This is a genomic window from Salarchaeum sp. JOR-1 (genome assembly GCF_007833275.1).
In the GTDB taxonomy this organism is placed as follows: Archaea; Halobacteriota; Halobacteria; order Halobacteriales; family Halobacteriaceae; genus Salarchaeum.
The window spans coordinates 1,909,751-1,921,719 of record NZ_CP042241.1 but is presented as its reverse complement, the minus strand read 5'-3'; the positions used below and the strand labels follow the sequence as shown (position 1 = coordinate 1,921,719).

Annotated in this window: 17 protein-coding genes; 11 read left to right on the top strand and 6 right to left on the bottom strand. The window is 67.1% G+C overall.

Annotated elements, in window-relative coordinates; all coding sequences use genetic code 11:
* Positions 1-16: 16 nt before the first annotated feature.
* A complete protein-coding gene (locus tag FQU85_RS10950; RefSeq protein ID WP_145847825.1) occupies positions 17-439 on the top strand; it encodes a hypothetical protein in 423 nt (140 codons plus the stop codon).
* Here FQU85_RS10950 and FQU85_RS10945 read toward each other — a convergent pair.
* Genes FQU85_RS10945 through FQU85_RS10935 form a run of 3 tightly spaced genes read right to left on the bottom strand, consistent with a single transcriptional unit; the run spans position 436 to position 3,000 of the window.
* Positions 436-1,077 (bottom strand): recombinase RecA, encoded by a 642-nt coding sequence (locus FQU85_RS10945; protein WP_145847822.1) that lies wholly within the window; start codon positions 1,075-1,077, stop codon positions 436-438. The genes FQU85_RS10950 and FQU85_RS10945 overlap by 4 nt on opposite strands.
* Before the next feature lie 45 nt (positions 1,078-1,122).
* Positions 1,123-2,055, bottom strand: a complete 933-nt coding sequence (locus FQU85_RS10940) for an NAD-dependent epimerase/dehydratase family protein (RefSeq protein WP_145847820.1) — start codon at positions 2,053-2,055, stop codon at positions 1,123-1,125.
* 39 nt (positions 2,056-2,094) lie between these two features.
* A complete protein-coding gene (locus FQU85_RS10935; protein WP_145847818.1) occupies positions 2,095-3,000 on the bottom strand; it encodes an SDR family NAD(P)-dependent oxidoreductase in 906 nt (301 codons plus the stop codon).
* A gap of 190 nt (positions 3,001-3,190) precedes the next feature.
* Between FQU85_RS10935 and FQU85_RS10930 the strand changes: the two genes are divergently transcribed.
* The gene (locus tag FQU85_RS10930; RefSeq protein ID WP_145847816.1) at positions 3,191-3,754 is read left to right on the top strand and encodes a tRNA (cytidine(56)-2'-O)-methyltransferase; all 564 of its coding nucleotides are present in this window, start codon (positions 3,191-3,193) and stop codon (positions 3,752-3,754) included.
* Here the strand turns inward: FQU85_RS10930 and FQU85_RS10925 are convergent.
* Positions 3,719-4,330, bottom strand: coding sequence for a hypothetical protein (locus FQU85_RS10925; RefSeq protein ID WP_145847814.1), 612 nt, complete (start codon positions 4,328-4,330; stop codon positions 3,719-3,721). The genes FQU85_RS10930 and FQU85_RS10925 overlap by 36 nt on opposite strands.
* Positions 4,331-4,561: 231 nt before the next feature.
* Here FQU85_RS10925 and FQU85_RS10920 point away from each other — a divergent pair, with 231 nt between their 5' ends.
* From FQU85_RS10920 to FQU85_RS10895, 6 genes are all read left to right on the top strand, one after another.
* On the top strand, positions 4,562-5,077 hold the full coding sequence (locus tag FQU85_RS10920; protein WP_145847812.1) for a transcription factor: 516 nt from the start codon (positions 4,562-4,564) through the stop codon (positions 5,075-5,077).
* Positions 5,077-5,742, top strand: coding sequence for a DUF2110 family protein (locus FQU85_RS10915; RefSeq protein ID WP_145847810.1), 666 nt, complete (start codon positions 5,077-5,079; stop codon positions 5,740-5,742). The genes FQU85_RS10920 and FQU85_RS10915 overlap by 1 nt, the downstream gene beginning before the upstream one ends.
* Entirely contained in the window at positions 5,739-6,440 is a 702-nt protein-coding gene (locus tag FQU85_RS10910) for a DUF5803 family protein (protein ID WP_145847808.1), read from the top strand. The genes FQU85_RS10915 and FQU85_RS10910 overlap by 4 nt, the downstream gene beginning before the upstream one ends.
* Positions 6,441-6,471: 31 nt before the next feature.
* The gene (locus tag FQU85_RS10905; protein WP_145847806.1) at positions 6,472-7,149 is read left to right on the top strand and encodes a molybdopterin-binding protein; all 678 of its coding nucleotides are present in this window, start codon (positions 6,472-6,474) and stop codon (positions 7,147-7,149) included.
* A 198-nt stretch (positions 7,150-7,347) separates the two neighbouring features.
* Positions 7,348-8,415 carry an ATP-NAD kinase family protein gene (locus tag FQU85_RS10900; RefSeq protein ID WP_145847804.1) on the top strand — a complete coding sequence of 356 codons (1,068 nt, stop codon included), beginning with the start codon at positions 7,348-7,350 and terminating at the stop codon, positions 8,413-8,415.
* A gap of 94 nt (positions 8,416-8,509) precedes the next feature.
* Positions 8,510-9,556 carry a phosphate uptake regulator PhoU gene (locus tag FQU85_RS10895; protein WP_145847801.1) on the top strand — a complete coding sequence of 349 codons (1,047 nt, stop codon included), beginning with the start codon at positions 8,510-8,512 and terminating at the stop codon, positions 9,554-9,556.
* 4 nt (positions 9,557-9,560) lie between these two features.
* Here FQU85_RS10895 and FQU85_RS13820 read toward each other — a convergent pair whose 3' ends face one another.
* Entirely contained in the window at positions 9,561-9,959 is a 399-nt protein-coding gene (locus FQU85_RS13820; protein WP_145847799.1) for a hypothetical protein, read from the bottom strand.
* Between the two features lie 4 nt (positions 9,960-9,963).
* On the bottom strand, positions 9,964-11,202 hold the full coding sequence (locus FQU85_RS10885; protein ID WP_145847798.1) for an LEA type 2 family protein: 1,239 nt from the start codon (positions 11,200-11,202) through the stop codon (positions 9,964-9,966).
* Positions 11,203-11,280: 78 nt separating this feature from the next.
* Between FQU85_RS10885 and FQU85_RS13395 the strand changes: the two genes are divergently transcribed.
* Genes FQU85_RS13395 through FQU85_RS10875 form a run of 3 tightly spaced genes read left to right on the top strand, consistent with a single transcriptional unit; the run spans position 11,281 to position 11,962 of the window.
* A complete protein-coding gene (locus FQU85_RS13395; RefSeq protein ID WP_168219980.1) occupies positions 11,281-11,454 on the top strand; it encodes a hypothetical protein in 174 nt (57 codons plus the stop codon).
* Between the two features lie 48 nt (positions 11,455-11,502).
* On the top strand, positions 11,503-11,694 hold the full coding sequence (locus FQU85_RS10880) for a hypothetical protein (RefSeq protein WP_145847796.1): 192 nt from the start codon (positions 11,503-11,505) through the stop codon (positions 11,692-11,694).
* Positions 11,695-11,737: 43 nt separating this feature from the next.
* Entirely contained in the window at positions 11,738-11,962 is a 225-nt protein-coding gene (locus FQU85_RS10875; protein ID WP_145847794.1) for a hypothetical protein, read from the top strand.
* Positions 11,963-11,969: the final 7 nt, after the last annotated feature.

Genomic DNA, 11,969 nt, shown 5'->3' with positions numbered 1-11,969 from the left:
TGTCGAAGAAAACCCCATGACTGATGACGTACTCGACGGTTTTCTCTCCGAAGTCAGCGAGCGCGACACGCTCCGCGTCGCGCTCCACTACGAGGGGGACACACACGACATACTCTACAAGCGAGACGACATCACCGCCGAGTTCACCGCCGAGGAGTTCGAGGAGATGGCGAAAAACGCCATCCTCAAAGCGCTCGACGACGTCCCCGAGCAGAGCGAGTTCAACCGCTGGGGGACGCTCGACGTGACCGCGCGCTGGTTCAACGAAGTCATCCTCGTCCAGATTCCGCTCGGCGAATGGGAGGGCGTCATGCTGAGCTTCGACCGCGACTCCCTCGACGACTACGGCGAACTCGTGAACGACCTCCTCTCGTACGTCGACACCGAACTCCGCGAGGACGCCTCCTCCGAAGCCGCCGCAGAAGAACACTTCTCCTAGAACGGCTGCCAGTTCGTCGGCGCGCCGTCAAGTCCGAGGACGCGGACCTCGATGCGGCCCTCGTTCTCGTTGTGCCGCGTCTGCACCATCCCGTCGAACAGCGGCGCGAACGTATCGAACGCCGTCCGGTCGTCCGTCTCCAGCACCGTCGCGCCAAACCAGCCGTGCTGCTGAACGCGGCCCGTGAGCACGTTCATGAACCGGAACACCCGCCGAGTGTCCGCGTACATCAACATCGTCGAGAGCGACGCGAGCGCGAACCGAACCGGACGGCCCTCGTCGCTGAACCGCTTGAAGAACCCGGCTGCGCGGATTCCGATGTCGGTGAGGTCGCCCGGTGACGAGACGTATCGGACGTTCTCCCGCTCTCGGTAATCGCCGCCGCGCTCGCGCGTCACGCAGTCGATGACGCCCGCGCGGCCCTCCATCGTCGCCGTGCGAATCGAGGGAGACCGGTCGAGCAAGCGGTCAGCGCTGTCCCGCGTCGTCACTACGACCGCGCCTTCGCCGCGAGATATCCCGTCCGCAACGAGCGACCGGGCGATTTCGCGCTTCCGACTCATCGCCGGACCGCCCACGAGGAGGTTCGTCCCCTCGGGCACCCGGTCGGCAGGAAGCGCCGAGCCGACATCGAACATCGAACTACTCGAGTGTTTGAGCCTGGCCGTCAAAAGAATATCCGTCTACTCGCGGAGTTCGTCCGCGAGCTGTCGGGCCGCCCGACGCACCGCGTCGTCGCTCGACTGAGCGGGCTCCCAGCCGAGCGCGGACAGCTTCTCGATTGACAGCCGCATCTTCGGCACGTCACCCGTCCACCCGCGGTCGCCGCCCGTGTACTCGTACTCCGGGGTTACGTCGAGCACGTCCGCGACAATGTCCGCGATTGTGTTCACGCTCGTCGTCGTTCGCGTCCCGAGGTTGTACGTGTTCAGGTCGCCGTCCGCGTGTTCGACGACGTGACACATCGCGTCCACGCACTCCTCGACGTGCATGTACGACTTCTCCTGTCGGCCGTTCCCGAGGATTGTAAGCGTCTCCGGGTCGTCGAGCAGCTTCTCGATGAAGTCCGGGATGACGTTCCCGCGCTGCCGGGGGCCGACGATGTTCGCGAAGCGGTACATCCATGACTGGATGCCGTGGCTGTGCGCGTACGTCGACACCAGTCCCTCGTCCGCGAGCTTCGACGCGCCGTAGATGCTGATGGGTTCGAGGGGCGCGTAGTCCTCCGGCGTCGGCATCGGCGCTTCTCCGTACACCGTCGACGACGACGTGAACGCGAGCTTGTCCACTCCGACCTCGTTCATGCGTTCGAGGACGTTGTACGTCATCTCGCCGTTCTCCTCGAACAACTTTCGGGGGTTCGAGTAGTTCGTGTCCGTGTACGCAGCGAAGTGGAACACGATGTCGACGTCCGCGGTGATAACCTCGGCCACGTCGTGCTCGTCGCGGAGGTCGGCCTTCTCGAACTCGACGCCGTCTGGGACGCGGTCGCGCGTTCCCTTCGAGAGGTTGTCCACGGCGAGCACGTCGTTCTCGCCCGCGAGGTGGGCGGCAAGGTGCGAGCCCACCAATCCGGCGGCACCCGTGACGACGACTCGCTGTCCCGTGAGTTCCATACGCGGACTGTCGGCGGCCGGGAGAAGTGCCTTCCGATCCTACGGGACGGTCGGGTTCGAACCAGTGAGCGCGGCGCTCGCCGTCCACAGCCGCCGCTGCGTGTCCGCGTCGAGCGCGGCGTCGTCCGGCGTCACTCGTTCGCACTCCGCGAAGTACTGACCAGTCGTCTCCGCGACGTCGGGGGACGCCGCGAGGTAGACCGACGTAGTTGCGGCCTCCGCGGGCGTCGAGATCACGCCGCCGGTCAGGGCGTCCGGGAGGCGGGTCGCCGCTCCGACGCCGAGGCGGACGGGGAGGCTCGCGTTCCGCCACAGCCCGCTCCCGGGAACGAACCCGGGGTGGAGCGCGTTCGCGGTTGGGCCGTCCAGGCGCGCCGCGAGCTCACGTGTGAACAGGATGTTCGCGAGCTTCGACAGCCGGTAAGCGGCGAGGCCGTCGTATCCTTCGACGGAACGAAACCGCTCGAAGTCGATCGTCCCGCCGCGGTGAGCGTCGCTCGCGACTGTGACGACGCGGCCGTCCTCGGCGAGCACGTCCATGAGTTCGTGCGTGAGAAGGAACGGCGCGAGGTGGTTCACAGCGAACGTCGCCTCCACGCCGTCCTCCGTGAGCCGGCCGTCGTTGAAGTGCGTGCCCGCGTTGTGGAGCACCACGTCGAGCGCGTCGTGGCGCTCCCGGACGGCGCACGCGAACTCTCGGACGGCGCGCTGACTGGTGTAGTCAGCGAGATAGAGCTCTCCCGTCGCGTGCTCGCGTACGGCGTCCAGAACGCGTTCTCCCTTCGCTCGGTCACGTCCGTGGAGGAGAACGTTCGCGCCGAGGCGGGCGAGCGCGAGCGCCGTCTCCCGGCCGACGCCGTCGGTCGCGCCAGTGACGAGAACAGTCGTTCCGTCGAGACAGACGTTCTCGACGCCTGCACCGATTTCGGGGCGGTAGTCGCTCATACGCGGACTATGACTCCCCGCAACAAAAAGGGGCGTTCGGCGACACGACTGGGTCGCGCGGGCGTGTGTCGCGCACTCCGCGGCGAGGCCCGCGCGGCGACGGTTAGGTCACGCCACCGGCTGGCCGCCTCTCGGTATTTGAACGCTCGGTTCCGAAACGCGTTACCCGCCGCGGCCGCTCCGTCACGGTATGCAGGGAGAACGTAACGTCGTCGTGTGCCGGTACGGGCACCGTCCCGGACGCGACGACCGCATGACGACGCACGTGGGTTTGACGGCGCGCGCGCTCGGCGCGGATCGCGTCGTGTTCCCCGCGAACGCCGGCCAATCCGCCGAAACCGTCCGCGACATCACGGGCCGATTCGGCGGCCCGTTCAGCGTCGAACTCACCGACGAACAGGACGCACTCATCCGGAACTGGAACGGGGACATCGTCCACCTCACCATGTACGGCGAACGCGTACAGGACGTCGAGGACGAGATCCGGGAGGCGCACGGGGCGGACGACCTCCTGGTCGTCGTCGGCGGGGAGAAAGTCCCGTTCACGGTCTACGAGCACGCGGACTGGAACGTGGGCGTGACGAACCAACCCCACTCAGAAGTCGCGGGTCTCGCCGTCTTTCTCGACCGCCTCTTCGACGGCCGCGAACTCGACCGCGAGTGGGAGGGCGCGCAGCGCCGCGTGATCCCCGAGGGAACCGGGAAGACTGTCGAGTCCCTAGAGTCGGAAGGGTTCGAGGACGCGCGCGAGTAAGCGGCGCGGCGAGGAGCGGAGGGACGACGACCGCGAGAACTCCTCGTTCACGCGGTACGTGTCGCCGTCGCGCTCCACGCGGCCGGACGTTTCGAGGTAGTCGAGCGCGCCCGAGATCGCTTCCCCGTCGAGGTCGAGGTCGGCGGCGAGTTCGCCGCGCGTCCGCGGTTCGTCGTCGATCGCGCGGAAGACCGCTGCGACGCGTTTCGTGTCCTCGGCGGCGGCGAACGGGTTCTTCGTCCGCTTCGGCCGTTCGATACCGTGTCGGAGGTGTTGAACGCCGTCGAACACGAGCCATCCGCCGGCGAGACCGCCGAGCGCGGTGACCGCGGCGTGAACCGTGCCGAGCGCGGACGCGGCGACCGCCACGACAGCGACCAGCACGCCGAGCAGGACGTTCCCCGCGTAGTCTCCCACGTACTCCTCGGCGGCGTCGCTCGCCACGCCGAGCGAGAACACGGCGGCCGTCACCCCCGCGAGCACTCTCAGTTCGATCCCGGTGAACCCCCAGAGGAGCACCGCGAACACCGCGGCCTCCACCGCGCGAACACCGATAGACTTCGCGTCGAACGTCATACGCGGGATTCCCCGCCGACCCCCAAAAACCCCGTCACTACCGACCCCGAAGCACCGCTGCGCGCACCAGCCCGCCGCACCGCGGTGCGGGCGTGTGGTGTGCGGCGCTTCCGCGGCTCGCGGTTCGCTTCGCTCGCCGCTCGCACGTTCCGCGGAGCCTCGCCGTGGCTCGGCTCCGCGTGCCGCGTACCCGATGGTATTAAGGGTCGTTCGGCCCGGAGTTACACACAAATGGCTTTTGAGGACTTACTCGACGACCCGGTGGTGCAGAAGTACCTCCACGAACTCGTCGGGCCGACGGGGATGCCGGTGGCGGCCGCGCCGCCGGACGGCGAGGTGACGGACGAGGAGCTCGCGGAGCGCCTCGGACTGGAACTGAACGACGTGCGTCGGGCGCTCTTCATCCTCTACGAGAACGACCTGGCGACCTACCGCCGGGTCCGCGACGAGGACTCGGGCTGGCTCACCTACCTCTGGACGTTCGAGTACGACAACATCCCGGAGAACCTCGCGGAGGAGATGGATCGGCTCCTGGAGGCGCTGCGGGAGCGCCGCGAGTACGAACTGGAGAACGAGTTCTACCTCTGCGAGGTGGACTCCATTCGGTTCGAGTTCGGTGAGGCGATGGACTTCGGGTTCGAGTGCCCCGAGTGCGGGTCGCCCCTGGAGTCGATGGAGAACACGGACATGCTGTCGTCCATCGACGACCGAATCAGCGCGCTCGAATCGGAGTTGAACGCGGCATAATGGTCGTCCTCGCAACCAAAGTGTACGTCGGCGGCGACGCCCGCGAACGCGCGCTCGACGGCCTGCGCTCCCTCATCCGGAACACGGTCGGCGACCTCGACGTGGAGTTCGACATCGGCGTTCGCCACGACGGCTTCCCGTCAGTGACGCTCTCCGGGCCGGACGAGGAGGTCGCGCGGAACGCCCTGCGCGAGGAGTGGGGCGTCATCACGCCCCAGTTCCAGGCGGGCGAGACCTACACGGGCACGCTCGAATCCTGGGACGAAGACGGGTTCGTGCTCGACGCGGGCGAGGAGGTGCGGATTCCCGCGGACGAACTCGGCCTCGGCCCCGGGACGCCCGAGCAGGTCCGGAAGCGCTTCGGGCTCGTCCAGCACGTCCCCCTCCGGTTCGTGTACGGCGAGCCGTGTTCGCTCGCAGAGGCGGAGCGCGACCGCCTGTTCGAGTGGACGCGCGGCACCGGCCGCGTGAACGTGAACAGCGCGACCCGCGGGGAGACGCGGGCGACCGTGAACCGCGCGGGCCACGCGCACGACATCGTCACTGTCGAACGTCTCGGCCTGCTCGAACAGAGCATCATCTGCCGGGAGGACACGGACGCGCCCGGCCTGCTCTCCAGCATCGGCGAGTACCTGCCCGCCGAACTCCTCGCTGTCGTTCCATGAGGCGTCGGCTGGTCGCGGTTCTCGCGGTCGCGCTCCTCGCCGTCACCGCCGGCTGTGCGGGTATGGGGTTTTCGGGCGCGGACACCGAGGAGGTCTCCTACGACTGGAACACGTCCGCGACCGTCTCCGTCGACGTAGCCACGGGTTCCTACCAGGCGGTCTACCGCGTGAACAACACCACGGAACTCTCGTTCTCGATGCCGACGGAGCTCACGGGCGACCAGCCGATCTCCCTGTCGGCCGTGAAGTTCCAGTATCCGAACGGCACGGTAGTGAACGAGTCCGTGGTCGACGTGTCGGAGACGCGCTCCGCAACCGTCGTGTCCCTCCCGAACGACACCGGACAGGTGGCGTTCACCGCGCCCGCGGGACAGCGCACCGTCACCGTCTCCACGCCCGTCGACGGCTCCTACGAGGTCGTGCTTCCCGGCGGGATGGACGTGGTGATTCCCGTGCTCGGCCACGTCGACCCCGGCGGCTACGAGCGCTCCGTCGAGGACGGACGCGTCCACCTCAGCTGGGAGTCGTACGACGGCGGTCACATCGAAGTGAACTACTACTACCAGCAGGACGTCTATATCTTCGCGGGCGTCATCGTGCTCGCCGCGCTGATTGGCGTGGCGGGTGCGTTCTACCTTCGAAACCAGGTTCGGCGGCTCCGCCAGTACCGGGAGGACGCCGGCCTCGACGTCGAATAGCGTTTTTGTCGGCGGCGCACGTTCGTCCGGTATGAAGGTCGGTATCGTCACTGTCGGCGACGAACTGCTCTCCGGCGAGACGGAGAACACGAACGCGTCCTGGCTCGGCCGCAGGCTCGCGGAGCGCGGTGTCACCGTCGACCGCACGGTCGTCGCGCCGGACGAGGTGGGCGAAATAGCGACGGAGACGCGGCGGCTCGCCGAGCGCTACGACGCCGTCATCGTCACCGGCGGGTTGGGGCCGACGCACGACGACGTGACGATGGACGGCGTCGCGGCGGCGTTCGACCGGCAGGTGGTCGAACATTCCGAGGCGGTCGCGTGGTTCGAGGAGCGCGACGGCTACCACAACGACGATCTGGCGGAGGGGACGACGTTCCTCCCGGAGGGCGCTCGCCTCCTCCCGAACGAAGCGGGGGTCGCGCCGGGGGCGGTCGTGGAGAACGTCTACGTCCTCCCCGGCGTGCCGGCCGAGATGAAGGCGATGTTCGAGGCGGTGGAGTCCGAGTTCGAGGGCGAGCGCACGCACGTCGAAGTCGTCCACTCCGAGAAGCCGGAGTCGGCGCTCGTGGACACGCTGACGGAGGTACAGGAACAGTTCGACGTGACTGTCGGGAGCTATCCCGGCGACGGCGTCCGCATTCGCGTCGGAAGCCACGACCCGGCGACGGCGTCCGCGGCGGCCGCGTGGCTCCGCGAGCGCGTCTAGCGGAGGATGGACGCGACCCACGCGACGACGAACAGGACGCCGACGGCGAGGACGGCGTAGCTCGCGAGGTCGATTGGCAGGCTGCCCGCGGTTTCCGCGACGAGTGCGTTCATACCAGGTTCTCTCGCCCCGCCGGCTTAGTGTTTTTCGAGTCGCCGCGACCCGTCCGCACTTTACCCCGCCGCTCCTACGCCGGGTATGCGCACTATCGGAGTCGTCGTGAACCCCATCGCGGGCATGGGGGGACGCGTCGGCCTGAAGGGAACCGACGGCGTCGTCGAGGAGGCCCGCCGCAGGGGCGCGGAGCCGCGAGCGCCCGACCGCGCGCGGAAGGCGCTGCGCGCGCTCCGCGACGCCGACCCGGACGTTCGCGTCCTCGCGTACGGCGGTCGAATGGGCGCGGACGAGGCGTACGAGGCCGGGTTCGATCCCGAGGTCGTCGGGCAGCCAGCGGGCGACGAGACGACCGCCGCCGACACCCGCGCCGCCGTCGAGGCGTTCGTGGACGCGGACGCCGACCTCGTGTTGTTCGTCGGCGGGGACGGAACCGCCGTGGACGTCGCGGAAACGCTGAACGACCTCGACGCGGACACGCCGATGCTCGGGGTGCCGGCGGGCGTGAAGGTGTACTCGGCGGTGTTCGCGGTGCGTCCGGAGGCCGCGGGTCGAATCGCGGCGTCCTTCGAGCGCACCGAAGGGAGAGAGGTGAACGACATCGACGAGGACGCCTACCGGGAGGGCGAGGTGCGTGCGGAACTGAAGGCCGTCGTCGAGGTTCCGGTCGCGGAGCCGCTCCAGTCGAGCAAGCAGCTCGCTGGCGGCACAGTGGAGGCGCTCGCGGAGGGCGTCGCGGAGGAGGTGGAGGAGGGTGTGACGTACGTGCTCGGCCCCGGGAGCACCGTCGGCGCGGTGAAGGACGCGCTCGGGTTTTCGGGGTCGCCGCTCGGCGTCGACGTGTGGCGGGACGGCGAGGTGCTCGTCCGGGACGCCACGGCGGACGAGATTCTGGCGGAGCTCGGCGAGGAGAACGTCGTCGTCGTGTCTCCCATCGGCGGGCAGGGGTTCGTGTTCGGCCGGGGGAACCACCAGATAAGCCCCGACGTCATCCGACGGAGCGAGGTCGAGGTCGTCGCGTCCCGGCGGAAACTCGACGACATCGGCGCGCTCCGCGTCGATACGGGCGACGAGGACGTGGACGAGTCACTCCGCGGTTGGCTGCAGGTGCGGACGGGTCGCTTCGAGCGCCGACTCGTCAAGGTCGTTTAAGCGGCGACGGAAACGCGAGTTACCACCCGACACCCTAAGGTCAATATAAGGTTCGAGAGACAAGATTAAGTCCGATTGGTCACTCTCTCCGGGTATGGACACCCGAAAGGTTCAACGCCTCGGCCCCTCCACGCTCGCGATGACGCTGCCCGCGGAGTGGGCGCGCGCGCAGAACGTGGAAAAGGGCGAGGAGATAACGGTTCGCGAGAGCGGGAAGGGGACGCTCACCATCACGCCCGAGTCCGCCCGCGAGGAGGACACCGAAGCCACGATTCACGTCGAGTCGTTCGCCGCCGACGCCCCCGATAGCGTCGACGCCGTCGAGCGCGCCATCGTCGGCCAGTACGTGCTCGGCCGCCGCATCATCCACGTCGAGAGCGACGGCGCGCTCGACTCCGCGCACATCAACGCCGTCTACAAGGCCGAAACCCAGCTCATGGGTCTCGGCGTCATCGAGGAGACGCCCGAACGCATCACCATCCGCTGTTCGGTCGACCCCGAGGACTTCGACCTCGACAACCTCCTGCAGCGCCTCGAAAACACCGGCAGTACGATGCGCGGCGAGGCCGTGAAGGCGCTCGCGCACGGCAACCCCGATATCGCGCAGCGCGCGCTCAACCGCGAACGACAGGCGAACAAGATCTTCGTCCTCTGCCTCCGCCTCATCTTCACCGCCTACCAGAACCCGAACCTCGCGCGCGCCGTCGGGCTGGACGGCGGGTTCCCCCTCATCGGCTACCGGAGCGTCGTGAAGAACCTCGAACTCACCGCCGACAACGCCGAGGACATCGGCGAAATCGTTCTCGAAACCGAGGGCCACACGCTCGACATCGACTCGAAGATACTCCGCCGCATCCGCGAGTTCACCGACCAGGTCGACGAAATCACGAAGCTCTCCGTCGAAGCCGTCGTGACCCGCGACTACGACGCCACGGTCGAGGTTCGGAAGCTGTTCAAGGACATCGAAGACCGCGAGGAGGAAATCCTCGCCGACCTCCCCGAGATGGAGAACGAGAAACTCCTCCGCGTCCGCGAAGTCCTCGTCAGCCTCCAGCAGACTGCACAGTACGCGATGCGGAACGCCGAAATCGCCGCGAACCTCGCGCTCAACGAGCAGTCCGACCACACCACCATCAACTGACCGTCTAGAGTTTTTTCGCGCGTATCGGACTCCTGCTGTCGAGTTCGCACGCGAACCCTGGGTGTTCCGCGAAGTGCCGCACCATCATGTGGCGCCGCGACCCGGTCAACCCCGCCTTCGCGAGGTCGTCCGCGTCGAACGTCTCCGGGAGGCGGTCGAACAGCCGCCTGACTTCCCGGAACGCCTCGAACACCGCGGAGTTCCCCGTGGAGTCCGCGTTCCGCCGTTCGACGACGTAACTCCCGTCCTCGCGGTACACGCAGGCGGTGCGGAAGAAGGACTCGCGGCGCGTGAGTGCGTCCCCGACGCCGTCTTTCAGTTCCTCGGCGGCGTCACGGGAGAGTTCGACCGTTTCGCCGCCTATCGTGACGACGACCGATTCGCCCTCGCCGTCGACTGAAATCTCATCACGCGCGGAGAACGCGACCAGGAGACTGAGTACTCCGTGCCATACGTGACACAGAGTCCTCCTCGCTCATAAACGTACTCCCGTGACTGACGGAGAGAAGCCCGCCGTCGTCAGTCGTCGTCTCGCCGCCCGTCTCCGTGCCGGACTCCGTCGTGGTCGCGTCCGCCGTTCCGGCTGTCGTACCGTCCGTGCTCGTTCCTTCGGTAGTGTCGTTCGACGTGGTCGTTTCCGGTGTCGTCTCCGTCCCGTTCGACGCGTCGTTCGACGCACCGCTCTCGCCGGCGTCCTGGAAGATGGTCGTCTCGATGGTGCGGGTGTACGTGAGGCCGCGCAGGGGGATACGCATCTCACCGGCGCCCTCAACCGGCGGTTCGATGACCGCGTAGAAGTCGATGGTGAGAGTCGTCACCTGGTCGTTCCGCAGATGGGATACCCACCACTCGTCGAGACGCTGGTTCCGGATGGCCGTGGTCGCGTCCACTTCTGTTGCCGTGTGTGGCGGGACGACGACGCCGTTGTCGAGTTCCCCGCTCCCCATCGAGACGTTGTTCATCGTGATCGCGTACCCGATTTTCGAGACGCCGAGCGGGACGTCCTTCGGGTTGTACACGAGGAACTCCATGTCGATGGGCGTCTCCGCGGACGACACCGCGCCCCACGAGGCGTTCGTGCGATTCACGTAGAACAGGGGGTCGTCGACGAGCACGCTCCCGGAGTCGACGGCGCGCGTCTCGCTCGAATTGAACTGACTGATGATGTCCGTCGAGACGGTCTGCCCGCCCGTCTGGTAGTTGAACGTGCGGCCGAGCAGCCCGGAGTGGATGTCCGCGTTCACGACGAGCGACGTGGTCTCGTCGTTCCGGATGTGGGTCACCCACCAGTCCGGAATCCGGTCGTTACGCAGGTACGTCGTGAGGTTGAGAGACGTGTTTCCGGTGTCGATATCGAACCCGGACTCGGAGCCGGTAGCCATCGTCACGTCGTTCATCACGACGCTGTAGCTCACCGTCGTGTCGCCGAGCCGAACCCCGATCGGGTTCGGGTTGTGCACGACGAGTTCGGTGTTCACGGCCGTCGTCTCGCTCGTAACCGCTCCGAAGTCGTTGTCCATCGAGGCGACGCTCGGCACGCCGACGACTCCCGTCACGACCGCTCCCCCCGCCACGACGCCCACGCCGAGCACGACGGTGAGTGCGATGCGGATAGTGCTTCCGAACAACAGCGACCGAACGTCCATACGTCGTGAACGAACGTCCCGTCGTTAATCCTTGTCGGCATGGAAGTGATTAAGTCACTCGCACGGCACGGCTCGGTTATGGCAACCGAAACTGACGCGAGCATCGGCGGGGGCGTGCTTCTCGGCGCGCTCAGCGTCGCCGGCGCGCTCGGAATGTACGTCGCGCAGAGTCAGGTGAACACCGCGTGGGCGTTCGCCGCCGCAGTCACCCTCGGCGTCCTCGCCATCGGGGCGTTCCACGTCTACGACTGACGCCGCGGGGGCGATGCGTTTTTGCGGGTACTCCCACAACCACCGAGTATGCCCACGACATCGAAAACGGATCGCGTCCTCTCGTTCCTCTTCAGCCCGGTCAGCTCTGACGACCCGTTTATGACGCTTGTCGGCCTGATGGTACTCACCGCGATGCTGTTCCTCTTCCTCCCACTTCTCCCCGTCGTCGCCGCCCTCTGGGTGCTCGACGAGGTGCTGGGCAGTCCCGACGCGCAGTGATCAGCAGAACCATTAAGCGCTCGAAACCCCTAGTATCGTCCTGATGGCCGACTATACCGAGGAGGAACGCGAAATCGTGGACTACCTCCGAGAGAGCGTGGCCACCGGCGAGCGGTACTTCCGCGCGAAAACCATCGCGGACGCCATCGGACTCACCGCGAAACAGGTGGGCGTGCGGCTGCCGCGGCTCGCGGAGAAGTCCGAGGACGTGGACATCGAGAAGTGGGGTCGCTCCCGGTCGACCACGTGGAAGGTCGAACCGCAGTGATCGGCGG